This is a genomic window from Mangrovimicrobium sediminis (assembly GCF_004745945.1).
GTDB lineage: Bacteria > Pseudomonadota > Gammaproteobacteria > Pseudomonadales > Halieaceae > Mangrovimicrobium > Mangrovimicrobium sediminis.
This window is the reverse complement of record NZ_SRLE01000017.1, coordinates 40,332-65,887: the sequence shown is the minus strand read 5'-3', so window position 1 is coordinate 65,887 and position 25,556 is coordinate 40,332. Positions and strand designations below refer to the sequence as shown.

General features: G+C 65.6%; 20 protein-coding genes. 5 read left to right on the top strand and 15 right to left on the bottom strand.

The features are described from left to right. Positions 1-18 precede the first annotated feature (18 nt). A complete protein-coding gene (locus E4634_RS20275; protein WP_135446507.1) occupies positions 19-990 on the bottom strand; it encodes a HupE/UreJ family protein in 972 nt (323 codons plus the stop codon). After that, complete coding sequence (locus E4634_RS20270) at positions 990-1,910, bottom strand: peptidyl-prolyl cis-trans isomerase (RefSeq protein WP_135446506.1); 921 nt, start codon at positions 1,908-1,910, stop codon at positions 990-992. The genes E4634_RS20275 and E4634_RS20270 overlap by 1 nt, the downstream gene beginning before the upstream one ends. 330 nt (positions 1,911-2,240) lie before the next feature. Between E4634_RS20270 and E4634_RS20265 the strand changes: the two genes are divergently transcribed. Beyond that, positions 2,241-4,229 (top strand): hypothetical protein, encoded by a 1,989-nt coding sequence (locus E4634_RS20265; RefSeq protein ID WP_135446505.1) that lies wholly within the window; start codon positions 2,241-2,243, stop codon positions 4,227-4,229. A 54-nt stretch (positions 4,230-4,283) separates the two neighbouring features. Here E4634_RS20265 and E4634_RS20260 read toward each other — a convergent pair whose 3' ends face one another. Next, positions 4,284-4,745: an EF-hand domain-containing protein gene (locus E4634_RS20260; RefSeq protein ID WP_135446504.1), complete on the bottom strand. Its 462-nt coding sequence runs from the start codon at positions 4,743-4,745 to the stop codon at positions 4,284-4,286. A gap of 63 nt (positions 4,746-4,808) precedes the next feature. On the opposite strand from E4634_RS20260, the gene E4634_RS20255 reads away from it, so the two are divergent. The 3 genes from E4634_RS20255 to E4634_RS20245 all read left to right on the top strand — a co-directional run bounded on the left by E4634_RS20255 (position 4,809) and on the right by E4634_RS20245 (position 9,386). Beyond that, positions 4,809-5,627 (top strand): 2OG-Fe(II) oxygenase, encoded by an 819-nt coding sequence (locus E4634_RS20255; protein WP_135446503.1) that lies wholly within the window; start codon positions 4,809-4,811, stop codon positions 5,625-5,627. Between the two features lie 167 nt (positions 5,628-5,794). Continuing rightward, on the top strand, positions 5,795-7,561 hold the full coding sequence (locus E4634_RS20250; RefSeq protein ID WP_135446502.1) for a PhoX family protein: 1,767 nt from the start codon (positions 5,795-5,797) through the stop codon (positions 7,559-7,561). 139 nt (positions 7,562-7,700) lie between these two features. Continuing rightward, a complete protein-coding gene (locus E4634_RS20245; protein WP_206046967.1) occupies positions 7,701-9,386 on the top strand; it encodes an Aq_1262 family (lipo)protein in 1,686 nt (561 codons plus the stop codon). Positions 9,387-9,433: 47 nt separating this feature from the next. Here E4634_RS20245 and acs read toward each other — a convergent pair whose 3' ends face one another. The 12 genes from acs to dksA form a co-directional block, all read right to left on the bottom strand. Next, positions 9,434-11,371, bottom strand: coding sequence for an acetate--CoA ligase (gene acs / locus E4634_RS20240; protein WP_135446501.1), 1,938 nt, complete (start codon positions 11,369-11,371; stop codon positions 9,434-9,436). A gap of 142 nt (positions 11,372-11,513) precedes the next feature. Further along, a complete protein-coding gene (locus E4634_RS20235) occupies positions 11,514-13,394 on the bottom strand; it encodes a DUF885 domain-containing protein (RefSeq protein ID WP_135446500.1) in 1,881 nt (626 codons plus the stop codon). A gap of 128 nt (positions 13,395-13,522) precedes the next feature. Continuing rightward, positions 13,523-14,407: a pantoate--beta-alanine ligase gene (gene panC / locus E4634_RS20230; protein WP_135446499.1), complete on the bottom strand. Its 885-nt coding sequence runs from the start codon at positions 14,405-14,407 to the stop codon at positions 13,523-13,525. A 288-nt stretch (positions 14,408-14,695) separates the two neighbouring features. Further along, positions 14,696-15,487 (bottom strand): 3-methyl-2-oxobutanoate hydroxymethyltransferase, encoded by a 792-nt coding sequence (gene panB, locus E4634_RS20225; RefSeq protein ID WP_135446498.1) that lies wholly within the window; start codon positions 15,485-15,487, stop codon positions 14,696-14,698. Between the two features lie 2 nt (positions 15,488-15,489). Then, positions 15,490-16,107: a deoxynucleoside kinase gene (locus tag E4634_RS20220; RefSeq protein WP_434783512.1), complete on the bottom strand. Its 618-nt coding sequence runs from the start codon at positions 16,105-16,107 to the stop codon at positions 15,490-15,492. Positions 16,108-16,192: 85 nt separating this feature from the next. Beyond that, entirely contained in the window at positions 16,193-16,720 is a 528-nt protein-coding gene (folK, locus tag E4634_RS20215; RefSeq protein ID WP_135446496.1) for a 2-amino-4-hydroxy-6-hydroxymethyldihydropteridine diphosphokinase, read from the bottom strand. Continuing rightward, positions 16,717-18,048 carry a polynucleotide adenylyltransferase PcnB gene (gene pcnB / locus E4634_RS20210; RefSeq protein WP_135446495.1) on the bottom strand — a complete coding sequence of 444 codons (1,332 nt, stop codon included), beginning with the start codon at positions 18,046-18,048 and terminating at the stop codon, positions 16,717-16,719. The genes folK and pcnB overlap by 4 nt, the downstream gene beginning before the upstream one ends. 505 nt (positions 18,049-18,553) lie before the next feature. Further along, positions 18,554-19,993, bottom strand: a complete 1,440-nt coding sequence (locus tag E4634_RS20205) for a sigma-54-dependent transcriptional regulator (RefSeq protein WP_135446494.1) — start codon at positions 19,991-19,993, stop codon at positions 18,554-18,556. 93 nt (positions 19,994-20,086) lie between these two features. Continuing rightward, complete coding sequence (locus E4634_RS20200; protein WP_135446493.1) at positions 20,087-23,038, bottom strand: ATP-binding protein; 2,952 nt, start codon at positions 23,036-23,038, stop codon at positions 20,087-20,089. Further along, the gene (locus E4634_RS21565; RefSeq protein WP_167855007.1) at positions 23,028-23,204 is read right to left on the bottom strand and encodes a hypothetical protein; all 177 of its coding nucleotides are present in this window, start codon (positions 23,202-23,204) and stop codon (positions 23,028-23,030) included. Before E4634_RS21565 ends, E4634_RS20200 begins: the two co-directional genes overlap by 11 nt. Positions 23,205-23,236: 32 nt before the next feature. Next, positions 23,237-24,151, bottom strand: coding sequence for a tRNA glutamyl-Q(34) synthetase GluQRS (gene gluQRS, locus E4634_RS20195; protein ID WP_135446492.1), 915 nt, complete (start codon positions 24,149-24,151; stop codon positions 23,237-23,239). A gap of 6 nt (positions 24,152-24,157) precedes the next feature. Then, positions 24,158-24,613, bottom strand: a complete 456-nt coding sequence (gene dksA, locus E4634_RS20190) for an RNA polymerase-binding protein DksA (RefSeq protein WP_135446491.1) — start codon at positions 24,611-24,613, stop codon at positions 24,158-24,160. A 225-nt stretch (positions 24,614-24,838) separates the two neighbouring features. Here dksA and sfsA point away from each other — a divergent pair, with 225 nt between their 5' ends. Continuing rightward, positions 24,839-25,555, top strand: a complete 717-nt coding sequence (gene sfsA, locus E4634_RS20185) for a DNA/RNA nuclease SfsA (RefSeq protein ID WP_434783513.1) — start codon at positions 24,839-24,841, stop codon at positions 25,553-25,555. The last annotated feature ends 1 nt before the right edge of the window (position 25,556 follow it).

Genomic DNA, 25,556 nt, shown 5'->3' with positions numbered 1-25,556 from the left:
CTCCCGGACTCGGTTTGCTCAGGTGGCCAGCAGTGCGGCGAAGCGGCCGATGAACCAGTAACTGGCGATACTGCCCACGCCGTAGATGCCGGCCTGGCTGCACCAGGCGGGCAGCCGCGCCTGCAGCACACGGTGCGCGTGGTACAGGCCGAGCACGGTCAATACGAAGGCCAGTTGGCCGACCTCCACGCCGACATTGAAGAACAGCAGGGCGGCGGGCAGGCTCTCCGGCGGCAGTCCCACATTGCTCATGGCGCCGGCAAAGCCGAAGCCGTGCAACAGGCCGAAGCCGAAGGCGATGAGCCAGGGCAGGCGCGCGCTCAGGCAGTGTTCACCGCGCCGGTGCTTGATCACCTCCACCACGACCACGACGATACTCAGTGCGATGCACGCGTTGACCGGTTTGTCGGGTATGCCGACCCAGCCGAGCGTGGCCGCGGCCAGGGTGATGCTGTGTGCTACGGTGAAAGAGGTGATCGTGGTCACCAGCGAGCGCGTGCCGTGTACCAGCAGCAACAGGCCGAGCACGAACAGCAGGTGGTCCACGCCGAGCATGATGTGCTCGATACCCAGCGGTATGTAGGCGGCGGCGATGGTCTGCCAGGGCACCGTGCCGTCGGCGGTGACCACCATGCGCGGATTGCCGCCGGTCAGGGTGTAGCTGCGTGGCGCGGCCCCCTGGCGTCGCACCTGCACTACGGCGGCCGAGTATTTGTCACCGATCTCGGGCATGACCACCTCGCCGACCAGTCCCTGCTCGCCGCACTCCAGGCGCGGGTAGTCCTCGAAGCAGTGTCCGGGCCAGCGCACCTGGGGCGGCACGTCGTTGCGCGAGGAGTAGTAGGTCCACTCCAGCCAGTAGGTGCCGGCTATACCTTCCTTTATGGTCAGCAGGGCGACGGGGGTTTCATGGGAGTGCGCCGCGCCGCTACCCAGCAGGCAGGTCCACAGCAGCAGGCACCGGCTCAGCCAGCGGTAGCGGCCTGCCATTACGAGTCGTTCCCGGCATTGGTGACGCCGGCGCGGGCCTTCAGGCTACGGCTCTGGGCGGTGACCGGACCCACATCGTAGGTCGTGGTATTGGCGAGGATCTCGCGAATATCGCCGTCGTCGAATTCCAGGTGCAACTGGTACTTGTCGGCGATCTCGGTCGCCATATCACTGACCTGCATGCCGCTTGCGGCTTTCTTGAAGTCGCGTGCAACCTGGGTCTTCACAGTCTCGAACTCTGCCGGTACTGCCGGGTGAACTTCCACGACACGGGCCAGCAGCCACTTGTCCTCGGGGGCGATGGCCACCCACTGTCCTGCGGGGGCGGCCAGCAGCGTATCGCGGCTGGCGTCGTCGAACATCGAGGCCAGGTTATCGGCCGAGCGCCGGGAGTAATGGTGGGATTCGGCCGGCTGCGCGGCACCGGGCCCGTTATAGCTGGCGGCCATCGCATCCGCCGCCGCCGCGTCCGTAGTCCCTTCGGGGGTGAGCAGTTCCAGCGAGTAGCGCTCCGGGATGTCGTAGTTGGCGCGATTGAGCTCGAACCACTGCTGCAACTCCCCGTCTTCTGGGGGCTGTTCCACCACCCGGTTGAAGATGACATTGCGCATCTTCAGCACCAGGCGGTTGCGCATCATCTCGTCGCCCTGGTCCAGACCCATGGCCCGCGCCTCGCGGTAGAAGATCTCGTTCTGGCTCCACTTCACGATCAGGTTGTCGATTTCCTCCTGCTCGGGCAGGCGCCCCTGGCCCTGGAAGAATACGTTGACCAACTCTGACACCTGGTCTGGGCCGACGATGATCTGGTGCGGGTCGTCACGCTGCAGCGTGAAGTAGTGGTCCAGCGCAAACAGGACGGCGCCGATAGCCAGGAATTGCAGCAGGGGCTCACGGAATAGGGCGGTCAGGGTTCTGGACATGGGGGATCGTGGGTCTCCGGGCTTGGGCTCTGGAACGCACCGGAAGAGCGTGCAGCCGAAGCGGCCCAGGCGAAGACGCAGGCTACAACTCCAATGTGACACTACCGTTAACCCGCATGCGCGGCGGACCGCGCTCCCTGTTCTGTGCTCCCTGCACCTACTGTCACGTTACGGAAACCTAATGGTCACCTGCGGTTCACCCCAGTTTCACTGGCGCGTGTTTTCGTAGTACTGGCGCAGTCCGCGCAATTAGCACGCTTTTTGATACCTGGGGGCTCTCTCTGCCCTTTCGCTATACCCATGCAAAAATCCAGCAGAGGATATTGACTGATGAAACCCAATGTAATGTCCGCCGCCCTGGCAGCAGCGGTCGCCGCTGTTTCGGGTGGCGCCACGGCAGGGGAATACCTGTCCGGCGATTTCCATAACCACACGACCTGTTCCGACGGCTCCACCAGCGTCGAAGTGCTGTCCGAGAAGTCCCTGTCCTACCTGGACTGGTTCATCCACGTCGGCCACTCCGGTTCCGGTGAGCGCGATTGCCGCGTCTCCGACTTCCTGTACCTGAACCGCGACAGCGCCTTCAACGGCGGTCTGTGGGCCAACACCGTGGGCGACGGCCCGGAGACCGACTCCGCCGCGATCAAGGGCGACTACATCGAAAGCACCCTGAACGGTGGCCACGTCGAGCGCATGTGGCGCTGGCAGTCCCTGCAGGAATACAACCTGCCGGGCATCATCACTGCCCGCGAACTGCCCGGCAACGAAGACAAGGAAGCCTTCCTCGGCCTGGAATGGGTAGTGCCCGGTCACGAGCACTCCTCCAACTCCATCTCCACCGGCCAGTACCTCGAGGCGCCGAACTCCGACGCCATCGCCCAGTTCGAGTACTGCTTCGCCCGCAACTCCGACGATACCTCCGGCGGCGCCGGCCAGGGCTGGACCTGTGAACTGTCCGAAGCCAACAACGAGAAAATCAAGGCCCTGTTCGACGGCCGTCCCGAAGAAGGCGTTGCCGACTACAACAGCACGCTGGCCGGTGGCATCAACATCAGCGACGACGGTGAGCACGTGAAGTCCACCGCGGCCGTACTGTGGATGCAGGAGAACTTCCCCGGTGAGTCCTTCTCCGTCGGTGCCCACGTCGAGCGCCAGGGCGCGTTCATCGAGGACGACGACGAGGGTTTCAACGTCGAGCACTTCCGCGACTGGAACAGCGTGGCACCCGACGTGGCCTTCGGCTTCGAGTCCGAGCCCGGCCACCAGGCCCAGTTCAACCGCGGCAGCTACAACGCCGGTCGTCCCTCTTCCGGCCTGTATACCTTCGGCGGCGTGGGTTGTTACGCCGGTGCCGAAGCTGCGCGTCCGGGCATGGACTTCGACGGCGAGCCGCTGACCGCTGACGACTTCGGCGCCTCAGGTGCCTACTCCGACGTACCCGACGACATGGATCCGGCCAAGGTTACCGTCTGCCGTCCCGGCGTGCGCACCATGTGGGACGCCATGCTGTCCGAGGGTCGTCGCTTCTGGTACTTCGCGTCTTCCGACTGGCACTCCCGCGGCAGCTTCGGCCCGCTGGACTTCGAGTCCGACAACGACTTCTGGCCGGGTGAGTTCCAGGAGATCTTCACCTACATGGACAACTACGGTGACGACCCTGCGCTCAGCATCATCGACAGCCTGCGCAGCGGCAACTCGTTCTCCGTCCAGGGCCAGCTGATCAGCAGCGACTTCAGCTTCCAGGCTTGCTCCGGTGGCTCCTGCGCCAGCATGGGTGAAACCCTCTACATCAAGCCCGGTCGTCCGGTGGTGGTTAACCTGATCGCCCACGACCCGCTGGGTGTGAACAACAGCCCGTACTTCTTCAACAACCCGTCACTGCTGCAGGTGGGTGTCGAAGAGCCGATCAACGAGCCGTCCCTGCGTCATGTGGACTTCATCACCGGTGTTGTCGGCAAGCAGTTTACGCCGGCGGATCCGGAGTACTTCGAGCCGATGGCCCCGCCGACCACGCGCATCGCCAAGAGCTTCTCCTACGCCCGTCCGCTGGGCGGCGAGGGTGCGCGCAAGATCATCGCCAGCTACACCTTCCGTCCCCACGAGGACAGCTACATCCGCGCCCGTGGTACCAACATCCCCGCCGGTACCCCCAACGTGCGTGACTACAACGGCAACCCCCTGCCGGACAACATGAATGACAACATCGCCTGTGCCGACCCGGCCTGCCCGCCGCACATCGGTGGCGTGCTGACCGCCGATGTCGAAGCCTGGGCCAACCTGTCGTTCACCACCAACCCGATCTTCATCGAAGTGAAGTAAGGGTCCCGCCGCTAGCGCCGGGGTGGAGCAGCAGCTCCGCCCCGGCGTTTTTATTTATGCACCCGGTTGCGGCAGGTAGCGCTGCAGGTCCTCGGGGTGCACCTCGCCGTCGCTGTCGCTATCCAGCGAACCAATCGCCCAGATCAGGTAGGTGCGGAATTCCGCCACGCTGACCAGCGCGTCATCGTCGCTGTCCGCGGTATCGAAAGACAGCGCCATCCACTGCTTGTTCTCCATCCAGCGGTAGGCCAGCCACTCCTGGCGGCTGATGTTGCGTGAACCGTCGATATCGAAGCGCCGGAAGATGGGCCCGATATGTTCGTCGGCCTCGCCGGTCTGGATATAGCCAACGTGCTCGCAATCCAGTTCGACGAAGAAGGGCGAGACGAACTGCGCCGCCGCGCTGTGCTCTGGGGTGTCTCCGGTCTCCGGGGTGGTAGCGGTAGTGCAGGCACCGAGCAGGGCGCCGGTGCAGGCGAAAAGAACCCCGTTGGCGAGGGTGCGGCGCGCGTTCATGTTAGGGCAATCTCCGTGGCGTAGAATTCTCGCCCCAAATTAGCCCCCGGGTGTTGCAGGCGTATGTCACGACTGTCGCCCGGCAGTGACAGCGAGGACCGACCGATGAAAGTCGCCTTCCAATGCGCCCAGTTCGTGGTGATCGACGATTTCCTGGCACCAGATGCCTTTGAGCAGATGTGGCGCTGGTTCCAGGTGGCGCCGTTTTTCGCCAACGATACACGTGGCCTGCACGGTGCCTGGCGGTTGGATGACGGCCGCGTGTTCAGGGGGCCGGATGTGTATTACGGCGCCCTGGCCGCCGAAGTCGCCCAGGCCCACGAGGGCGCCTTCGCCCACCCCACCGGCACGGCGCTGGACCTGTTGGTGGAGGCGTTTGCCGGTTGCGGCGACCTGTATGCCGACCTGGTCGGGCGCCAGGGCAGGGACTGGCGCACGGTGGCCATGGCGCCGCGCCTCTACGAACGCGGCAGCGCCCTGTACTGGCACCGCGATACGCCGTCGGTGGTCACCGGCAGCGTGACCTACTACGCGCATCCCGACTGGAACGTGCAGTGGGGCGGCGAGCTGTTCGTCGCCCACCCCTCTGCACTGCAGATTCCCGACAGCCACGGCCCGTCGATGATCGCGCCCAAGGAGGTGATGGGGCGGGGCATGGTGCAGCTCTCGGGTCACCTGGACAACCGCGAAGTGAACGAGGCGCTGATGGATGCGGGCATGGGCTATTACCTGATGCCTAAGCCGAACCGGATGGTGATTTTAAAGACCGGCAACCCGCACATGATCTCGGCGGTGAAGCCCGCGGCGGGGGATCACGTCAGGGCCAGCGTCACGATGTTCCTGATCCGTCCGGGCCAGGAGGGGGTCGAGGCCCTACGCTAGCGGTTTGCCACATCGCGCGCTGCCGGTTTGTGACCGGATGCTCACTTCGGCTGCTTGTCACGAATTCTCCATAAAAACTTCATACAGCATTCAAGTCGCGGACATGTCCGGCGCCTAGTTTACCTGCAGTTACCTCCACACCCACCAGAAGAGCAGGAGCCCCACCCATGCCAGGCAAGAAAATCCTTTCCATCGCCGTCGCCATGGCCGCCGCCGGCGCCCAGGCAGGCAGCCTCGAATTTACCAACGCGCCCATCCCCACCAACGATCTCGACAAGCGCAGCGTGCTGACCTCGCAGTTCGGCATCATGGATGGTGAGCAGTTCGACGTTAAGTTCAACACCATCATGCGCTCCGGCGATCAGCCCAGCCCTGCTTCCATGCCCTACGGCACGCTGGTGGACATCAACGGCGACCCGATCATCGCCGAAGACGGTTCAGTTGCCGTCTCCAGCAGCAACGACTTCGCCTCGCTGGTGCGCGGCCGCGGTGGCGACCTGTACATGGTCTCCCACTTCGAGGATCGCCCCGCTGCGATGTACCTCACCGAAGTGCGCCAGAACCCGGCCACTGGCGAAATCAAGCCGATCCGCACGCGTCCGCTGGACTTCTCCGACTTCAACGGCGGCTGGGTGCACTGCGCCGGCTCCGTCACCCCCTGGGGCAACCACCTCGGTTCCGAGGAGTACCCGCCGGATGCCAAGCAGTGGCGCGATGGCAACATCGATGGCTACAACGCTGCGATGGTGCGCTACTTCCCCGAAGCCAAGGGCGCCTCAGGCGCCGAGCTGCCGATGCTCGCGCAGGACTACATGAACCCCTACGACTACGGCTATAACATCGAGGTGGACGTCAAGAGCTTCGCTAACGCCAAGGTCGAGAAACACTATGCGATGGGCCGCGTGGCCATCGAGCTGTCCTACGTCATGCCCAACAACAAGACCGTCTACACCTCCGATGACGGCTCCCGCGTGGGCCTGTTCCGCTTCGAGGCAGACAAGGCCGGCGACCTCAGCGCGGGTACCCTGTACGCCGCCAAGTGGGTGCAGACTTCACCCTGGTACGGCGCCGACGAGCGCGTAGCCAAGGCCGACCGCGATGGCGGCAGCGCCGACCTCAACTGGGTTCCGCTGGGCCACGCTACCAACAGCGAGATCCGCGCCATCATAGACAGCGGCGTGACCTTTGCCGATATCTTTGAAGAGGATGTCGACGGTTGCACCGAGGTCTCTACCCGCGACGCCTCCAGCGAGTGCCTGAAGGTCAAGCCGGGCATGGACATGGCGGCCGCCTTCCTGGAAACCAGCCGCTACGCCAGCCTGCTGGGTGCGACCACCGAGTTCGAGAAGATGGAAGGCATCACCCACGACCCGGCCACCAACACCATGTACCTGGCCATGTCCCGCGTGCGCACGGCTATGACTGACGGCGCCGGCGACATGAGCGTGCCCTACAACTACTGCGGCACGGTGTATGCGCTGGACCTGGACAGCAACTACGTGGCCACGGGCATGCACGGCCTGGTGTTCGGCGAGCCGCGCACCTACAGCCGCGGCGCGCTGGAGGACAACCCCTACCCCGCGGACGGCCCCTACGCCGCCAACCAGTGTGACCTGAACGCGATCGCCGAGCCGGACAACGTGACCTTCATCCCCGGCTACAACACCCTGATCATCGGCGAGGACACCGGCCAGCACCAGAACGACATGATCTGGGCCTACAACCTGGAATCCGGTGAATTGACCCGTCTGCAGACCACGCCCTACGGTTCTGAGACGACCTCACCGTACTTCTACCCGGACATCCGCGGCCACGGCTACCTGATGTCCGTCATCCAGCACCCGTTCGGTGAATCCGACCAGGACAAGCTGGAAAGTGCGCAAGAGGCACGCGGTTACACCGGCTTCGTGGGTCCGTTCCCGTACCAGCCCTGATCCTGACCGGCGATCCCCGGCCACGGCCGGGGAATTCTACCCGCGTTCATTACCCGTGGAAGGACCCCTCAGGCAGGGGTCCTTTTGCGTTTCCGACAGTTGGCCAGAACACAGTGAACAGAAATCCAGTATGAAACATTTGAAACATTCCCTATTCATGGCGGCTGGCACCTTTGGCGCCAGCCTGCTGACCGCAACGGTGCTCGCCGCGGGAGACAGCAATCTCCCCTCTGCGGCTGATACTCCACTGCCCCTGACCTCGCGTACCCTGAGAAACCCGGCGGCCTATATCCCACCCCAGTGCTACACGAAAACCCAGGATGAGGCAGGGCGGGCGCACAACCCCTGCTACACCTGCCACACGGTGCCGCGCCGGCCGAACTACACCTACGATGCCGACCTGCAGCTGGCCTACGATTTTCCCGAGGATCTCGCGGTCAATCACTGGACCAACCTGTTCGCGGATCGCAGCGCGGCCATCCGCGATACCTCCGATGCGGAGATTCTCGAGTACGTCCGCACCAGCAACTATTTCAACGCCAGTGGCGGGATCAGCCTGTACGACGTGCTCGCCGACCCGCCGCAGGAATGGGACTACGACGGCAACGGCCGCTGGGACGGTTTCCGGCCAGACGTGTATTTCAACTTCGATGCGCAGGGCTTCGACCATGACCCGCAGGGGAATGCCACCGGCTGGCGCGCCTTCGCCTACCACCCGGTCCCCGGGGCCTTCTGGCCAGCGAATGGCTCCACCGATGATGTCCTGATCCGCCTGCCGCAGGCGTTTCGCACTGGCCTGGACGGCAAGCCCGACCTCGCCGTGTACCGCACCAACCTCGCCATCGTCGAGGCGCTGGTCACGGAGCGCGATATCCCAATTGAGCCGGTGGATGAGGCCGCCCTCGGCGGCATCGACCTGGACAGGGACGGCCGTATCGGCAGCGCCAGCAAGGTGGTCTACGACTGGGCCCCGCTGGAGCAGCGCCTGATGTCCTATGTCGGCCAGGCCCGCGACGCGCAGCGCGCTGGCGAGGTGCACCTCGCCGCGGGCCTCTACCCCGAGGGCACGGAGTTCCTGCACACGGTGCGCTACGTGGACGTCGACGAGAACGGCGACAACCGCCTGGCGCCGCGCATGAAGGAAGTGCGCTACGCGCTCAAGCGCCTGTGGGTGGACTATTCAAAGCTGGAGGCCAAGGCGGCGGCGGAGTTCAAGGAAAAACGCGACTTCCCCAACCGCCTGAAGACCGTGCGCGGCAACCTCGAGTCCGGTGTCAGCAACGGCCAGGGCTGGGCCTACACCGCGTTCATCGAGGACGCATCAGGTGAGCTGCGCCCACAGACCTACGAGGAACTGGTGTTCTGCGTCGGCTGCCACGGCGGCATCGGCGGCAATCGCGATGGCGTATTCTCCTTCGAGCGCAAGCTGGGTAGCGACGCATTCCAGGCCGGCTGGTACCACTGGAGCCAGAAAGGCCTGCGCGGTACGCCGGAGCGCCGTCTCGCCGATGGCAGTTTTGAATACGCGCACTACCTGGCGAGCAATGGCGCCGGCGACGAGTTCCGCGCCAACCGGGAACTGCGCGATCGCTTCTTCGATGCCCAGGGGAAACTGAAAGAGGCTGAACTGGCGAAGGTTCGTGATGATATCGCGGAGCTGCTGTTCACCTCGCCCGCCCGCGCCATGGCCCTGAACAAGGCCTACCGCGAGGTGGTGCGCGAGCAGAGCTATTACCTGGGCCGCGAGGCGATGCTGGCGCCGCTGATCAATGTGCACGAGGAGATCGAGCCCGGTACCGAGACCGGGGTGCGCGAAATCCAGTAGCGCTTCGGGGAAGTGGCGGGCGCCGGGGCAGGCCCGGCGCCGCGCGATCAGGGCTGGGGCCGGTCGGCGATCAGCTTGTCGACCACGCTGGGGTCGGCCAGGGTGCTGGTATCGCCCAGCGAGCCCAGCTCGTTCTCGGCAATCTTGCGCAGGATGCGGCGCATGATCTTGCCGGAGCGGGTCTTGGGCAGGTCCGGCGCCCACTGGATGATGTCCGGCTTGGCGATCGGGCCGATCTCCTCCACGCACAGGGCGATGAGCTCCTTGCGCAGGTCGTCGCTGGGCGCGTGGCCGTGCATCAGGGTGACATAGGCGTAGATGCCCTGGCCCTTGATGTCGTGGGGGTAGCCGACCACCGCGGCCTCGGCCACGTCCTCGTGCAGCACCAGGGCGCTCTCCACTTCCGCAGTACCCATGCGGTGGCCGGAGACGTTGAGCACGTCGTCGACCCGCCCGGTGATCCAGTAGTAGCCGTCGGCGTCGCGGCTGGCGCCGTCGCCGGTGAAGTAGTAGCCCTTGTAGTTGCTGAAGTAGGTATCGATCATGCGCTGGTGATCGCCGTACACGGTGCGGATCTGCGACGGCCAGGAGGCCTTGACCACCAGGTAGCCGGCGCCGGGGCCCTCGATTTCCTTGCCGGATTCATCCAGTAGCGCGACGTCCACGCCGAACATGGGGAAGCTGGCGGAGCCGGGCTTGAGGTCGGTGGCGCCGGGCAGGGGGGTGATCATGTGCGCGCCGGTCTCGGTCTGCCACCAGGTGTCGACGATCGGGCAGCGCGACTCGCCCACCACCTTGTAATACCACTCCCAGGCTTCCGGGTTGATCGGCTCGCCCACGGTGCCGAGCAGGCGCAGGCTGGCGCGCGAGGTGCTGGTGACCGGCTCGTCGCCCTCGGAGTGCAGGGCGCGGATGGCGGTCGGCGCGGTGTAGAAGATATTCACGCCGTGCTTGTCGACCACGTCCCAGCAGCGGCTGTAGTTCGGGTAGGTGGGCACGCCCTCGAACATCAGCGAGGTGGCGCCACAGGCCAGCGGGCCGTAGACGATGTAGCTGTGGCCGGTGATCCAGCCGACGTCGGCGGTGCACCAGTAGACCTCGCCCTCGCGGTAGTCGAAGGTGTACTTGAAGGTCACCGCGCTCTGCAGCAGGTAGCCGCCGGTGGTGTGCAGCACACCCTTGGGCTTACCGGTGGAACCCGAGGTATAGAGGATGAACAGCGGCGCTTCGGCGTCCATCGACTCCGGCGCGCAGTCGGTGGACTGGCCGCCCACCAGTTCGTCGTACCAGTAGTCGCGCTCGCCGTTCCAGGCCACGTCGGCGCCGGTGCGCCGCACCACCAGGCAGGTGTGTACGTCGGGGCAGGCGTCCAGCGCCTTGTCGGCATTGACCTTCAGCGGTACCTTCTTGCCGCCGCGCACGCCCTCGTCGGCGGTGATCAGCACCTGGCAGTCGGAATCGAGAATGCGGTCTTTCAGGGCTTCCGGCGAGAAGCCGCCGAACACGACGGAGTGCACGGCGCCGATGCGCGCGCAGGCGAGCATGGCGTAGGACGCCTCGGGGATCATCGGCATATAGATGCACACGCGATCGCCGCTTTTCACGCCGCGGGCTTTGAGCGCGTTGGCCAGGCGGCAGACGTGGTCCTTGAGCTCGGCGTAGGTGATATGCATGCTGTCGCCAGGGTCGTCGCCCTCCCAGATCAGCGCGGTCTGGTCGGCGCGCTCGGGCAGGTGGCGGTCGATGCAGTTGTAGCTGACGTTGAGCTTGCCCCCGTCGAACCAGTTGGCCTCGCCTTTGGTGAAGTCGTAGTCGACGACCCGTGTCCAGGGCTGGTCCCAGCTCAGGAATTCGCCGGCCAGTTCCCCCCAGAACCCGTCCGGATCCTCGATGGAGCGCTGGTACATGCTGCGGTACTGCTCGGCATTGATGTGCGCGTCCCGGAAATTGGCCGGCACGGGGTGTACGGGGAACTCGTGGTGCATGACGCGTGCTCCGCTTCTCATTATCGGATAGACGATAATACGGGGAGCGGCGGGTGATTCAAGCCGACCAAGGTCTAAATGTCCCCGGTCGGCGGAAGGTTACCGGCGTACACGGGAATTACCCGCACACACCGGCGTTGCGCTAGTAGGCCGCGGGGGCGTTGCCCAGCATGAACTCGCGGATGGCGAAGAACGGCGGCGAGCCGGCACCCACCAGGCGCTCGTTGAAGTCCTTGTAGCTGAACTTCTCACCCCGCTGGATGCGGTACTCGGCGAGGATCTCCTCGATCGCGGACTGGCCGGCGAAGTAGCTAGCCAGCTGCACTGAGCTCAGCTTGGCGCGCACCAGCTTGCCCTTTGCCTCTGAGGGCTCCTGGAAACCGCGCTCGGTCATCAGTTTCAGGGCGTCTTCCTCGGCGTAGTCGGTGCGCTGCAGGCGCAGGTCGATGATCGCGTTGATGATCGAGCGCAGTACCATCTTGGCGTCGACCATCTTCTGGATATCCTGCCCCCAGGGTTCATCCGGGTATACCGTGTAGCCCTGCGCCACCAGCTGGGTGGTGATGTAGGTCGCCCAGCCCTCGACCATGGCGCCGTTCCAGAACACCTTGGGAATCAGGCGCTCGGCGCGGTTCGAGTACTCGAGCTGGACGAAATGCCCGGGGACGCCCTCGTGGATGTAGACCAGCGCCAGCGAGGCCCGGTTGTACTCCTTGAGGTAGTCCTCGGAACCCGCCAGCAGGTCGAGATCCCAGAACCACACCGACTCCAGGTCCGGCTCGAAGGGCGGGGCGGTGGCGATCATCGCGACCGCCACGCCGGACAGGTGCGGCGGGGTCTGCTCGATGCGCAGCTTGGACGCCGGCGGCAGGTCCATCAGCTGTTTCTTCTCGACGAAGCCGATGATGCTGTCGGCCAGGGCGTAGCTGTCCTCGATCAGGGTGTCGACGCTGGAGCGGTCCTCGGCGAGCTTGGTGAAGATGTCGCGCACCACCTGCTGGTCATCGAGTTGCGCCGCGGGGCTGACCGTGCCCGCCGCCAGCTCTTTGGCCAGGTAGTCGTCGTGAATCCTGCGGCCGATCTCGACCAGCTTGGCGCTTTCGCTCTCCAGCCATTGCTCGGCGCGGGCCAGCAGCGCGTCGGGGCCGACCGGGAAGTCCAGTTGCAGCTCGTACTTGCGATCGTATAGCGCCTTGCCCAGGCGCCATTCGCTGTTCTCGCGCGGCACCACCGTGCTCTCGAACCAGCCGGTGAACGCGTCGATGGCGGCCACCGCCTCGTCGCAACTGGCGCGGATGGCGGCGCGCTGTTTGTCATCCAGGCCGGAGTCGCCGAGCAGCTCGGGCAGGGTCTTGTCGAACAGCGTACCCTCCGCGGTCATGCCCTGCAGGCTGGACAGTGCGATGGCCTTGGCCATTTCCGTGGGCTGCACGTTCGCCGGCGCGAAATCCGCCTGCGCGCCCGCCAGGTAGTCGGGGGTCTGCTCGCAGCGCGCGCCAAAACTCAGCAGGCGCTGGTCCAGGGGTGCGTACTCGCGCAGCACCAGGCCGGAGAATGCGGTACCGAGCTGGTTGGCCAGTGCGACGGGGTCCTCGTGCTGCTTGAGTTCCTCGATGACCATGCGGTCGTAGGCGATGCGCTTTTTCAGGATGTGCAGGTCGATCTGGTCGCTGCGCGACAGCGATTTCACCGGCAGCGCATCCAGCTTTGCCTGCAGTGCCGCACGCTGCGCCGCGAAGCCGGCGCGCGCCTGCGGCGAGAGGGCGGGCAGGTGGTGATCGTAGTAATAGTCGCCATCGCTGCGGCCGTGGATGCCGTAGGTGGCTGCAGTCACCGGATCTTCCTCGAGGCTCAGTTCGAGGTAGAGGCGGCCGAGCTGGTTGATATCGCTCTCGGCCTGCATGCGCTGCGTCCAGCCGTCGGTGCTCGCCTGGGCGGTGGCGTGCAGGCCCAGCGTGGTGACCAGTGCGGCGGCCAGGGACAGTAGAGGACGCGCCGCGGCGCGGTGTGGGGAAGTCAGCATGGGATTACCTGGGTCAGGGTGTGGCGAGACTATACGGGTAAAAGCGGCGGGGAACCAAGTGCGGGTCGCCGGTCAGTCGCAGCGACGCGACGAACGTGCCGGGGTGAGGGCGGACGCGTGGAGCAGGATCAGGCGTCGGCCAGCATGCCCCAGTCGGAGACCGGATTGAGGGCCAGGCGCACGTTGTCGATAAGCCGCGTGTTGCCCAGCCGGGCGGCGGCGAGAATGGCGATTTCCTCGGTGCCGTCGGTGACCGCGCGCAGGGTGCGCGCATCGCGAATGGCGAAGTAGTCCGGCTCGAAGCCCGCCTGCAGCAGTTTCATGCGCGCGTGGGACTCCAGTTGCAGGAAATTGTCGAAACCGCAGGCGATCGCCTCGCGGGTGTTGGCCAGGGTCTCGTGCAGCAGCGGCGCGATGCTGCGCTGGCGCGAGGTGAGGTAGCCGTTGCGCGAACTCTTGGCCAGGCCGTCGTCATCGCGGGCGGTGGCCACGGCGACGATGTCCACCGGCATGCACAGGTCCTTGACCATCTTGCGCACGATGGACAGCTGCTGGAAGTCCTTCTCGCCGAATACGGCGACGTCCGGGCCGACAATGTTCAGCAGCTTGCTGACCACGGTGGTGACGCCGTCGAAGTGCCCGGGCCGGCTGGCGCCGCACAGGGTGTCGCCGAGGTCGGGCACGCTGACCACGGTCTGCGACTGCATACCCTCGGGGTAGATCTCCTCGACGCCCGGCGCGAACAGCAGGTGCACGCCTTCGCTGAACAGCTTTTCCTTGTCCGCGGCGAGGGTGCGTGGGTAGTTGTCGAGGTCTTCGTTGGGACCGAACTGCAGGGGGTTGACGAAAATGGAGACGACCACGATGTCGCACATGGCCTTGGCCCGCCGCACCAGGTTGAGATGACCCTCGTGCAGGTTCCCCATGGTGGGGACAAAGGCGATGCTCAGGTTGTCGGTGCGGTGACGCTGCAGCGCGGCCCTGAGCTGGGCATTGGTCGTACAAGTTCGCATAGCTACCTCTCCCCGCGGGACGGAAATGGCGACGCTAAACCCGTTGTCACGGTATGGCGCATCCCCCGGGCCAAAACGGTGCTGTCGGGGGGAGGGGCAGTATGCACCATGCCCCGGTAACGGGCAATGCCATTTTAGGAAGAATTCACGTTCTGTGTTACCGAAAGAAGCGGCGTCTGTAACAAAAATGGGTTAAAGCGGGCTGGAATAGGGGCTCTCAGGGCACGGGGGTTACGATTGTGCCATTATGGTGCGTTACTTCTGGGGCGCCGCAGGCCCCGGAATGGCTCACTGGTAGCTGTGTTCCGGGCGCGGGTAGTCGCCGGATTTGACCGCCTCGACGAAGGCGCGCACGCCGCCCGCGATCGAGTCCTGGCCGGCCATGAAGTTCTGCACGAAACGCGCGGTGTGCTCGGACAGCCCGAGCAGGTCGTGCAGCACCAGCACCTGGGCATCGGTGCCGGGGCCGGCGCCGATACCGATCACCGGGATATCCAGCTTGGAGCTGATGTCTGCGGCCAGGTCCTGGGGGATGCATTCCAGCACCAGCAGGCTTGCGCCGGCGTCCTGGATCTCCACCGCGTCGGCGAGGATGGACTTGGCGCCCTTGGGGGTGCGGCCCTGCACGCGGTAGCCGCCGAACACGTTCACCGACTGCGGGGTCAGGCCGAGGTGGGCGCACACCGGCACGCCGCGCTCCACCAGCATGCTGATGCTCTCGGACAACCACACGCCGCCTTCCATCTTGACCATCTGCGCCCCGGCCTGCATCAGGCGGGTGGCATTGGCCATGGTCTGCTCGGGGGTGGTGTAGGCCATGAACGGCAGGTCGGCGATGACCAGTGAATCCACCGCCGCGCGGCACACGCAGTCGGTGTGGTAGACCATGTGATCCATGGTCACGGGGATGGTGCTGTCGTGGCCCTGGATCACGTTGCCCAGGGAGTCACCGACCAGGATGACCTCGGCGCCGGCTTCCCCCACGACCCGGGCGAAGGTGGCGTCGTAGGCGGTGATGCAGACGAACTTCTCACCCTCGGCCTTCATCTTTTTAAGGGTGCTGACGGTGACTTTGCCCATGGCTAACCAAAAAAGGTCGGGTTGAAGTAGTGGCGACCGCTGCGGATGTCGAGCAGGTAGTCCACCAAGTGGCTGTAGTCCCTGTCGCCGCTGACCAGGTCGATCTGGCTGGCATTCACGATGAGCAGGGGAGCGCCATCGTAATACAGAAAAAACTCACTGTACACTTCGTTCAGGCGCTCCAGGTAGGCGCGTTCTATCGCCTGTTCGGCGGCGATGCCACGGCTTTCGATGCGCGATAGCAACACATCGGTGGAGGCCTGCAGGTAGATGACGAGGTCCGGGCGGGGCGCGTCGATGGTCAGTTGCCGGTACACCTTCTCGTACAGCTGGTACTCCTCGCGGTCGAGGTTGATGCGCGCGAACAGCGGGTCTTTCTCGATCAGGAAATCCGCCACGCGCACCGGTTCGAAGATGTCCGCCTGGCGCAGGTCCTGGATTTTCTGCGCGCGCTGGAACAGGAAGAACAGCTGGGTGGCCAGCGCCGCCTGCTCGCGATTGCGGTAGAAGCGTTCGAGGAAGGGGTTCTGCTCCGCCTCCTCCAGCAGGGTCTCGTAGTTGAAGGTCGCCGCCAGGCGCTTGGTGAGGGTGGTCTTGCCCACCCCGATGGGCCCTTCCACGGCGATATACGCTGGGGGAGTGCGCCCCTTGAGATCGATATTAATGGCCTTGACCTCCGGCTTCCGGGCCTGTGTTTGGCGCTTGTTACCCGCCGGTGCCGGACGTGTCGCGCGGCGTCTCGAGCAGCGACAGGTCGGTGGCGGCGAGGTCGCCCCGCGGGCAGGCTGCTAGTAATTTACCAAGTTCCTCGCCGCCCGGCAGCAGTAGATTGGCCGGCGCGACGTCACCCAGCGGGTACAGCACGAAAGCGCGCTCGCTCAGGCGCGGGTGCGGAACCTGCAGGCGCGGGTGGTCTATGGCCTGCTCGCCGTACAGCAGGAGGTCCAGGTCCAGGGTCCTGGCGCCCCAGCGCACCTCGCGCACACGGCCGCGGGCGGCCTCGATGGCCTGCAGCGCGTCGAGCAGGGCCAGGGCGGGCAGGTCGGTGCGCAGCTGCGCCACCGCGTTCAGGTAATCGGGTTGCTCGCCGGGGCCGACGGCGGCGCTGCGGTAGGCTGAGGAGCAGGCCAGCAGTTCGCTGTGCGGCAGCGCCGCGAGCGCTGCGACAGCGGCCCGCAACTGGAGCAGGGGCTGAGCCAGGTTGCTGCCCAGGGCGATGTAGGCGTCGATCATGCGCCGCTGTTGTTGCCGCTGCTGTTGCCGCTGCTCCCGCCATTGCCGCGGCGTTTGCGCGGCCGGCGCCGGCGACCGCTGCGGCGCGGTTCTTCGGGCGCCTGTTCCACGCGCTCGACCGGGGACAGTTCCTGGTATTCGGTCCACCAGGCGCCGACGCCGCCGGTCTCCTCGCCGGCCTCCTCGCGCAGCAGCAGGAAGTCGTAGGCGGCGCGGAAGCGGCGGTGGCTGACCAGCTCCGCGGCTTTCTTGCCGGGGCGTTTTTCCAGGCGCTGCTGGAATTCCCAGATCTCGCGCATCGGCTGGCTGAAGCGCCGCGGGATGGCCACGTGCTGGACCGCCTCGCCGATGACCTGCTGCGCCGCGCTGTGCAGGGCGGGCACGGGCGGCTCGCCGCGATGCTCGAGCTGGCGTGCCTGGCGCACGACCACCGGCCAGAGCAGGGCGGCGAGGATGAACGCCGGCGTGACCGGCTTGTCCTCGGCGATGCGCTGGTCGGTATTGCGCATGGCGGCGCGCGACAGGGCCAGGGCGTGCTCGTCGCGGTGCAGCAGCACGTCGGTTTCCGGGAACAGGTACTGCAGCAGGTCGTGGCGCATCAGCTGTTCCAGGCTGGCGGCGGCGTAGCCGCTGAGGAACAGCTTGAGGAACTCGTCGAACAGGCGCGCTGCGGGAATCTCGCGCAGCAGCGCGGCGCAGCCGGGAATGGCGTTGGCCGTGGATTTCTCGATAGCGAAGTCCAGCTTGCCGGCGAAGCGCAGCACGCGCAGCATGCGCACCGGGTCCTCGCGGAAGCGCTGCGCCGGATCGCCGATCACCCGGATCAGGCGCTGCTGGAGGTCGTGCAGGCCATCGACGTGATCCATCACCTCGAAACTGCCGGCGTCGTAATATAGCGCGTTGACCGTGAGGTCTCGGCGCACCGCGTCCTCTTCCAGGGTGCCGTAGACGTTGTCGCGCAGCAGCAGGCCCTTGTCCGATTGCCGCGAGTGGTTGCCGCCGGTCTCCTGGCTGTTCTCGTCGCCGCTGTCGTGGTGGCCGCGGAAGGTGGTCACTTCGATGATCTCGCGGCCGAAGCGCACGTGCACGATGCGAAAGCGCCGGCCGATGATGCGCGAGTTGCGGAACAGCCCGTGCACCGCCTCCGGCGTGGCGTCGGTGGCGATGTCGAAGTCTTTGGGGTGGCCGCCGAGCAGCAGGTCGCGCACCGCGCCGCCGACCAGGTAGGCCTGGTGGCCCTGGCTGCGCAGGCGCGACATGACCTTCAACGCGCCATCGCTGATATTCTTGCGCGAGATGCAGTGCTGGTCCCGGGGGATGACTTTCAAGAGCGGGTGCGCCTGGTCCTGAGGGGTGGAATCGGGCGAGTCTATCACAGCTGTGGAGCTTGCGTTTGGGCTCCCCAAATGAACGAAGGGGAAGACAAAGTCTTCCCCATCCAGGTCTCACGTCGAGTTTTATTGTTATTTCTAGGGTGCTGTTATTTTTAGTGCACTAGCAACTGTCGATGTGAAGGTCGATAGTTGTTCAAACTTATTCTTTCCGACGACATCGGGCGGACAATATATCTGCCAAGATGGTATGGCCGTTTGAAATTGAGGGGAAGTTACCTTCCCCATCCAGGTCCATAGTGATGACTGTTATTGTTATTGCCGTGCCTGTTATTGTTATTGGTGACACTGCTCTAAAGATTGCATCCTGTGTGCCAAAAAGCGATTTATTTATAAAAAACAAAGAGATACAAATATTTCACTTTTGTGAACTGGTGCTAATTTTCGGAATTTGTTACCTAATTACCCTGCTTTTTGTAACTCTACTGGTCCCAGGTAACGTCTATTGACCCCGTGATCCGCCGCGTCTGCGGCGTGCGGAGGCCGGACTTTTGCTGCGCGGAATGTCAAAACGCTGGCGTCTTTCCCACAGGCATTTGCGGCTGATGCCGAGTTTCTGCGCCAGTTCGGTCTCGCTCATCGAGTCCTGGTGTTCCAGCACGAAGCGCTGGAAGTAATCCTCCAGCGAGAGGTCCTCCTGCGGTTCATTGGCCGGCGGGGGGCGGCGCTCCATGGGCTTGCTGCTGGGCGCGGTCTCGCCGCGGATACGGTTGACGTTGACCAGTTCCAGGTCGATGCCGAGGTTCTCGTATTCGATTTCCTCGCCGTCCGAGAGCACCACGGCGCGCTCGATGGCGTGTTCCAGTTCGCGCACGTTGCCCGGCCACTGGTAGGTGGTGATGGCCTGGATGGCGCGCGGCGAGAGGTGCATGGCCGGCTTGCCCAGGCGCGTGGCCTGCACCTGCAGCATGCTCTCGGCCAGTTGCAGGATGTCCTTGCCGCGCTCGCGCAGGGGCGGCAGCGACAGTCGCAGCACGTTGATGCGGTAGTACAGGTCCTGGCGGAACTGGCCGTTGGCGGCCAGTTGCGGCAGGTTGCGGTGGGTGGCGCAGATCAGGCGCACGTCGACCTTGCGCGAGTGCACCGAGCCGATGCGGCGGATCTCGCCCTCCTGGATGAAGCGCAGCAGGCGCGCCTGGGCCTCCATCGGCAGCTCGCCGATCTCGTCGAGGAACAGGGTGCCGCCGTCCGCCGCCTCGATCAGGCCCATGCGGCTGGCGTTGGCGCCGGTGAACGCGCCCTTCTCGTAGCCGAACAGTTCCGATTCGATCAGGGTCTCGGGAATGGCCGCGCAGTTCACTGAAATCAGGGTCTTGTCGGCACGGCGGCTGTGGCGGTGGATGTTGCGCGCCACCAGCTCTTTACCGGTACCGGTCTCGCCCAGTACCAGCACGGTGGATTCGGTGGGCGCCATGCGCTGCAGGTTGTCGAACATCACCTGCATGGCGTGGCAGTTGCCGATGAGGCCGGTGGCCTCGGCCTCGCCGGGGCTGCGGGTGCGGGCGGCTTTCTCCTGCTGTGCGCGGGGCGTCGGGTGGTCGGCGATGATGCGCTGTACGGCGTTGACCATGTCGCCGTGGTCGAAGGGCTTGGCGATGTAGTCCACCGCGCCCATGCGCATGGAGTCCACCGCGGAGCGCAGGCTGGCGTAGCTGGTCATGATCAGTACCGGCACCTCACCGGCTTTCTTGATCAGGTCCGTACCGGGGGCGCCGGGCAGGCGCAGGTCGGAGATGATCAGGTCGAAGTCTTCCAGGTTGAACTCCGCCTCCGCCTGTTGCACGGAGCCCGCCTCGCTGACCTGGTAGCCGTTGCGTTCGAGCAGGCGGTGCAGGGCAGTGCGGATGACCGATTCATCCTCGACGACGAGAATTTGCTGCATGTTGGGATACCTGGGGACCAAAGACGACCGAACGTACCTCTAGTGGGAAGAATACACCACTTTGCATCGCCATGTGTGGCGGCAGGTGACAGGTTACAACTCGAAATCGTCGCCGTAGCTGGCGCTCGCCAGGTCCAGGCTGAAGCGCGTGCCGGGGTTGGGCGCCGCCTGCAGCGGGCTGCTCAGCTGCACCGCGCCGCCCAGGTCGTCCATGATGCTGTACACCAGGGCCAGCCCCAGGCCGGTGCCGCTGCCCGGGTCCTTGGTGGTGAAGAAGGGCTCGAACACCTGGCTGTGCAGGTGCGGCGGGATACCGTGGCCGTTGTCCTCGACATCCACCAGTACCCGGTTGTCGCGGGGGTAGGCGCGGGCGGTGATGTGGCCGTCGTCGCCGCAGGCGTCGCGCGCATTGCCCAGCAGGTTGACGAACACCTGCAGCAGGCGCTGGCTGTCGGCGAGCACCAGCATCTCGCGGTCGCACAGGTTCTCGAAGCGCACCTGGCGCGCCTCGCGGTCCAGACACAGCAGGTGGATGGCCTCGTCCACGCAGTCGGCGAGGTTGCAGGGCTTGAGTTCCAGCGACTCCGCCTGTGAGCCGGCGTGGGAGAAATTGACCAGGGACTCGACGATGCGCGTCACGCGCTCGGTCTGGCGCAGGATGTCCTCGGCGGTGGCGCTCACCTCGGCGGGGTCCTCGGCGTACTCGAGGTTCTGCGCCAGGCAGGCGATTGCGGTCACCGGGTTGCCGATCTCGTGGGCGACGCCGGCAGCGAGGCGGCCGATGGAGGCGAGGCGCTCGCTGTGCAGCAGCTCTTCCTCCATGCGCTCGAAGTCGGTGATGTCCTCGACCAGGATCATGGTGTCGCCCTCGGCGGTGGTCGAGCGGTGCAGGCTGATCCAGCACTGGCCCTGGGGGGAGGCGACCTCCTCGCGCAGCAGGGTGTCGCTGTCGCCGGCGCTGAACTGTGCCATCAGCGCGCCCCAGGGGGCGGGCAGGGTGGTGACCAGCGAACCCAGCACCTCGCCGGCGCGGATGCCGGTCATGGTCTGCATGGCGCGGTTCCACATCAGCATCTCGCCGTCGGCGCCCATCGAGCAGATGCCCACGGGCAGGGTATCCAGGGTCTCGCGGTAGCGGCGGCGCAGGGCGTCGAGGTCGGCGGCAAGGCCGGTGAACTGGGTCTGCGAGGCGTCGAGGAAGCGCTCGATCAGGTTGATGTCCTCGTTGCCGCCGGCCTGGATGGGAATGCAGCGCTCGATGATGTTGTGCGCCACCGCCGGCCCAAGCAGGCCCGAGAGGTTGGCCTCGATACGCCGCAGCAGGCGGCGCAGGGCGTAGGGCCGGCTCTCCTGGGGCGTGAACTGCAGTTCCTCCAGTGCCCGTTCGACCTCCGCGCGCGCTGTGCGCTCGCCCAGCGCGGGGCTCAGGAGTTCGGTGAACTCACCGGCGTTGGCCAGCGACAGCAGCTGCCGCACCGGGCGCGAGAGGTCGTCCATGGAGCACACTTCCGCCGCCACGCGCTCTTCCTCGGTGGTGGGGGAGAGCAGCGATACCACCACGAAAAGGGCGACGTTGATGGCCAGCGCCAGCATGGTGGCGATGCTCCACAGGTCGTCGGAGTTGAACACTTCCGGCAGCCACAGCTGGGCGAATTCCGGCATATAGCCGCGGGTGACCGGCAGCATCACCGCCAGCACCCAGAAACCCAGCCCGCCGCACAGCCCGGCCAGCAGGCCGCGACGATTGGCGTTGGGCCAGTACGGAGTAGCGACCACCCCGGGCAGGAACTGCAGGGTGCCGGAAAATGCTACCCAGGCCAGCTCCACCAGGCTCTGGCGGTTTTCCAGCGACACGTAGAACAGGTAGCCGGCGAGAATCAGCACGGTGATCAGCCCGCGCCGCAGCCAGCGCAGGTGGCGGTAGATGTCGCTGTCCTGGCTGAGACGGAACACGCCCAGCGGCAGGATCAGGTGGTTCAGGCACATGTTGGCCAGCGCCAGGGTGGCGACCACGATGGTGGCGCTGGCCGCCGACAGCGTCGCCAGCAGAGCGGCGGCGCTCACCATCGGCGCATCGAGGTAGCGGCCGATGGCGATGCCGGCGTATTCCATGGGAATCGGCGAGCCCAGCTGCATACCCGCCCAGGCCACCGGCAGCACCGGCAGGCTGAGCAGCATCAGGTACATCGGCAGTCCCCAGGTCGCCACGCGTAGGTCGCGGCTCTCCATGTTCTCCGCGAACAGCATGTGGAAGGCGTGCGGCATGCACACACCGCCAGCGAAGAACACCAGGATCAGCGCATGGGTGTTCTCGATCGGCATGCGGTGCAGCAGCTGGGCCTGGGCCAGGGGCGAGTCGTGCAGCCACTGCTGCATCTCGCCGTAGCCGCCGAAGACACCGAAGATGGCGACCGCCATCAGCGCCAGCATGGCCACCAGCTTGACCAGCGACTGGAAGGCCACCGCGACCACCAGGCCCTCGTTGCGCGCCTGCGAGGACAGGTTGCGGGCGCCGAACAGCATGGCGAATACCAGGATCACCAGGCAGGTGAGCGCTGCCACCGAGCGGTGGTGCACCCCGCCCTGGGCGGGCATGCCGGTATTGCCGGTGATCAGGTGAATGCTGTCGCCCACCGCCTGGATCTGCAGGGCGAGCAGCGGCAGCAGGGCGATGCACATGGCCAGGGTCACCGCCGCGCCCACCCGGTTGTCGCGGAAGCGGAAGCTCAGCATGTCGGCCAGGGAGGTCAGCTGGTAGACCCGCGACAGACGCAGCAGCGGAATCAGCAGCAGCGTCGAGAAGACGAATAACACCACCACCCCGAGGTAATAAATGATGAAGTTGTAGCCGTAGCGGTGGGCGACCTCGACCACGCCGTTGGTCGCCATCGCGCCGGCGAACACGCCGAGGGAGAGCACGTAGGTCGCCGGGTGATGGGTGATGCGCCGCGGGATGATGCCGCGATCGGCGAGGTGGGCGACGGCGAACAGCAGGGCCAGGTAAATCGCGACGAACAGCAGGACCTGCGCGAGGCTAAAGCTCATCCGGGTGCCTCGACCGGTTGCCCCACCAGCTGAACAGGATGACCAGCAACCACACCACGTAGTAGCGCTCCCAGGCTGTATAGTCGCGCGCCAGCCAGTCCGTGAACATGGGGAAGGAGACCAGCGCCAGCGTCATGCCCAGCACCAGCATGCGGTTGATGTACATAGTCGGGGTCCGTGGGGATATCCCCAAGGATACTACGCAAGCCCCCCGGGCCGGTAAAGCGCGGGCAGCGCGTCGGCGGGCAGGGCCATACCCCGCGGCAATCGCTGCACGGACCAGTGGGCGACGGCGTGCTCGAGGATCTCAGTAATCGTGCCCGCCGGCGCTGGCACCTGGCCGAGAAAGGCGAGTGCCGCGCGCAGGTTGTCGGCGGCGTGCCCGGCGTCCAGCGCGGGGGCGTGGTTCTGCTTGCTGAACTTCTGCCCCGCGCTGTTGGTGATGACCGGTAGGTGCAGGTAGTCGGCGCGCGGCACGCCGAGACACTGTTGCAGGTAGATCTGGCGCGCGGTGGAGTCGAGCAGGTCGGAGCCGCGCACTACCTGGTTGACGCCCTGGAAGGCATCGTCAACCACCACCGCGAGCTGGTAGGCGTAGAGTCCGTCCTTGCGGCGCAGCACGAAATCCGGGAGTGTCGCGTGCAGGTCCTCGCGTTGTTCGCCCTGCAGGCGGTCGCTGAAGCTGATTTCGGTGCGGGGCTCGACGCGCAGGCGCAGCGCGTGTTCACCGGTAATTTCTGCCTGGCGATTGGCACAGCGGCCGGCACAGGCGCCGCCAGGTCCGAGCATGGCGCGGGTGCAGTCGCAGCGAAACAGCGCGCCGGAGGCATTCAGCTGATCCAGGGCGGCGGCGTAGGCGTCGTGGCGCCGGCTCTGCCAGAGCACGTCGCCGTCCCAGTGCAGGCCGTGGTCCCGCAGGCTGGCGAGGATACTCTCGGCGGCGCCGGGTTCCTCCCGCGGCGGGTCCAGGTCTTCCATGCGCAGCAGCCACTGGCCACCCGCGCTGCGTGCGTCGAGGTAGCTGGCCAGTGCGGCGATCAGTGAGCCCAGGTGCAGCGGGCCGGTGGGGGAGGGGGCGAAACGCCCCCGGTATTGCGGGTTCGGGGCGGTCAAGAGACCTCAGCCGAGCTCCTGCTTCTCCTTGATCTCGTCCAGGGTCTTGCAGTCGATACACAGGTTGGCGGTGGGGCGAGCCTCCAGCCGCTTGATGCCGATTTCCACGCCGCAGGCGTCGCAGAAACCGTAGTCGTCCTGGTCGATGCGCTCCATGGTCGAGTCGATCTTCTTGATCAGCTTGCGCTCGCGGTCGCGGGTGCGCAGTTCCAGGCTGAACTCTTCTTCCTGGGTGGCGCGGTCGGCCGGGTCGGGGAAGTTGGCCGCCTCGTCCTTCATGTGGGTCACGGTGCGATCCACTTCCTGCATCAGCTCGGATTTCCATCTCAGCAGGATGGCCCGGAAGTGCTCCTGCTGCTTCTCATTCATGTATTCCTCGCCCCGCTTCGGCTTGTAGGGCGTGAAATTCTTGAATTCAGAGGCAGAGGCCTTCTGGGCGGGTTTCTTGGCTGCTTTCGGCATGGTTTTGTCCCATACGGTAAAACAAACGAATCTGGGGTCGGTTTTGGTCCACTCCCGGACTATTCCGGCCCCTCGGTCAAGGGCGGAGAAACTACCAGAAAGGTTTCGGGGATGCCACTGTTTTTGCGCCTTCTGCGCGCTCCCTTTTGGACCGTGCCGGCGGCTTGCTAGAATGCCCGGTCATGCGACTCGATGCCCACCCCATGCCCCAGCGAAGCGAAGTGAATACTGACCGTGGATGACCTGGTAAGCGGCCGGCTGCTGCGCCGGTACAAGCGCTTCCTCGCCGACATCGAACTCGATGGCGGCGAGCAGATCACCGCCCACTGCCCGAATACCGGCGCCATGACCGGCTGTGCCGAGCCGGGCAGCCGGGTGTGGCTGTCGCGCTCCGACTCGCCCAAGCGCAAGTACCCCTACACCTGGGAGTTGGTGCAGACCGCCCGGGGCATGGCCTGTATCCACTCGGCGCGCGCCAACAAGGTGGTGCGCGCCGCCTTCGAGGCCGGGCTCGTGCCCGGCTTCGAGGGCTACCCGCAGCTGCGCGCCGAGGTGAAGTACGGTGAGGGCAGTCGCGCCGACCTGCTGCTGGAAGGCGCGGGCGTACGGGTGTTTGTCGAGGTCAAGTGCGTCACCCTGTGCACCGGCGCTGGCCAGGGCCTATTCCCCGACGCGGTCAGCGAGCGCGGCCGCAAGCACCTGCGCGAACTGGCTGCAGTGCGCGATGCCAGCACCCGCGCACTGATGTTCTACTGCGTTTTCCACGAGGGCGTGCACCGGGTGAGCGCCGCGGGCGAGATCGACCCCGCCTACCGCGAAGCGCTCGCCGCGGCCATGGCGCAGGGGGTGGAAGTGCTGGCCTGGGGTGCAGTGGTGTCACCGCGCGAGCTGCGCCTGGATCATCCCCTGCCGTTTACCCTGGATCCCCCGGATGCGGGCTGAC

Excerpts from the sequence above, each read along its gene's own strand:
- E4634_RS20270 (WP_135446506.1), bottom strand. The coding sequence starts at position 1,910 with ATGTCCAGAACCCTGACCGCCCTATTCCGTGAGCCCCTGCTGCAATTC.
- E4634_RS20260 (WP_135446504.1), bottom strand. The coding sequence starts at position 4,745 with ATGAACGCGCGCCGCACCCTCGCCAACGGGGTTCTTTTCGCCTGCACC.
- E4634_RS20275 (WP_135446507.1), bottom strand. The coding sequence starts at position 990 with ATGGCAGGCCGCTACCGCTGGCTGAGCCGGTGCCTGCTGCTGTGGACC.
- E4634_RS20265 (WP_135446505.1), top strand. The coding sequence starts at position 2,241 with ATGAAACCCAATGTAATGTCCGCCGCCCTGGCAGCAGCGGTCGCCGCT.
- acs (WP_135446501.1), bottom strand. The coding sequence starts at position 11,371 with ATGCACCACGAGTTCCCCGTACACCCCGTGCCGGCCAATTTCCGGGAC.
- E4634_RS20200 (WP_135446493.1), bottom strand. The coding sequence starts at position 23,038 with ATGAGCTTTAGCCTCGCGCAGGTCCTGCTGTTCGTCGCGATTTACCTG.
- dksA (WP_135446491.1), bottom strand. The coding sequence starts at position 24,613 with ATGCCGAAAGCAGCCAAGAAACCCGCCCAGAAGGCCTCTGCCTCTGAA.
- E4634_RS21565 (WP_167855007.1), bottom strand. The coding sequence starts at position 23,204 with ATGTACATCAACCGCATGCTGGTGCTGGGCATGACGCTGGCGCTGGTC.
- E4634_RS20255 (WP_135446503.1), top strand. The coding sequence starts at position 4,809 with ATGTCACGACTGTCGCCCGGCAGTGACAGCGAGGACCGACCGATGAAA.
- panB (WP_135446498.1), bottom strand. The coding sequence starts at position 15,487 with ATGGGCAAAGTCACCGTCAGCACCCTTAAAAAGATGAAGGCCGAGGGT.
- E4634_RS20250 (WP_135446502.1), top strand. The coding sequence starts at position 5,795 with ATGCCAGGCAAGAAAATCCTTTCCATCGCCGTCGCCATGGCCGCCGCC.
- E4634_RS20205 (WP_135446494.1), bottom strand. The coding sequence starts at position 19,993 with ATGCAGCAAATTCTCGTCGTCGAGGATGAATCGGTCATCCGCACTGCC.
- folK (WP_135446496.1), bottom strand. The coding sequence starts at position 16,720 with ATGATCGACGCCTACATCGCCCTGGGCAGCAACCTGGCTCAGCCCCTG.
- panC (WP_135446499.1), bottom strand. The coding sequence starts at position 14,407 with ATGCGAACTTGTACGACCAATGCCCAGCTCAGGGCCGCGCTGCAGCGT.
- E4634_RS20235 (WP_135446500.1), bottom strand. The coding sequence starts at position 13,394 with ATGCTGACTTCCCCACACCGCGCCGCGGCGCGTCCTCTACTGTCCCTG.